The organism is Bartonella sp. CL162QHHD, from assembly GCF_042195435.1.
Taxonomy (GTDB): Bacteria; Pseudomonadota; Alphaproteobacteria; order Rhizobiales; family Rhizobiaceae; genus Bartonella.
Map to the genome: position 1 here is coordinate 1 of NZ_JBHIOG010000047.1, position 1,110 is coordinate 1,110.

A 1,110-nucleotide genomic window follows, 5' to 3' on the forward strand; every position below is an offset into this window, starting at 1 on the left:
CAGTCATCTGCTTATGACAGAAGCATTTACAGACCTCTTGATACGCCCCATACCGTTATGAATGACAGTGTTCCTTTTTAAGGATATTATTGAATGAGGAAAGTGATCATGTTAAAGCAATTCTGTAAAGTTGTATATTTTGTGGGGTATGAATGATATGTACCAAGTTCAGCAAATTGCTAACTTCTTTCTTGAAAAGGGACGTGAAGAGAATATCCCAATTTCTCCTATGAAGCTCATTAAACTGGTGTATCTTGCGTATGGATGGATGTTAGCAGCTACAGGTAAGCGTCTCTTTCCTGATCGTATAGAAGCATGGCAGCATGGTCCCGTGATTCCGGCTCTTTATCATGAGTTTAAAGATTGGGGAAGGCGTTTTATCGATTGCTATTCTCGAACAGTTGATTTAGAGACAGGAGAAATTTTGATTCCTAAAATTCCTAAAGAATCCGCTGATAAATATACAGTTAAGTTATTAGAGATCGTCTGGAATGCTTATAAAAATTTTTCACCTTGGCGCTTGCGCAATGAATCTCATGAGAATGGATCTCCGTGGGAGAGAGTATATGATTGTGGGCAATTTGGTGTGAAGCTAAAAGACGATGACATCAAAGAATATTTCACACAAAAAATTAACGGGTATTTACAAGAGCCGGAAAAAAAATAAACACCTTCATCTTAAGCAACTTCAACGTGCAAGTGATGCTGTTGGAAATCAATCTATTAGAGTGATTGCAGATTGTCTTCCGAGGAGAACTGTTCATTATGCTGTTACAGAACAAGAAATAAATCTATTAAAAGATCACGCAACGTCTGCATGTCGTTTTCATGGAATAATGGGGACTTTATTGGGTACGCTTTTAATTTTGTCCATAGAACTATTTTGGGATAAAAGTCATTTAAAAATTAAGCTAGTTTTTATAATTATAATATCGATCATTCTGGTTTTGTTATTCTTTTATAGTCTAAAGTTCAAGTCAAAAGCAGAGGAAATTTGGCAAAATATTAAACAGGAATCTGGGGACATAAGTGAAAAAAAATAAAAAGAGGGGACGCCCTAAAATAGCAGGGCAGGTAAGAGAACCAAACGGACGTATATCACGTGCAAAA

Annotated in this window: 1 protein-coding gene; it reads left to right on the forward strand. The window is 36.3% G+C overall.

Features of this window, described 5'->3' with window-relative positions:
- The first annotated feature begins 157 nt into the window (after positions 1-157).
- Complete coding sequence (locus ACFILD_RS04395) at positions 158-667, forward strand: Panacea domain-containing protein (RefSeq protein ID WP_375627966.1); 510 nt, start codon at positions 158-160, stop codon at positions 665-667.
- Positions 668-1,110: the final 443 nt, after the last annotated feature.

Coding starts and splice junctions, on each gene's coding strand:
- ACFILD_RS04395 (WP_375627966.1), top strand. CDS start 158: ATGTACCAAGTTCAGCAAATTGCTAACTTCTTTCTTGAAAAGGGACGT.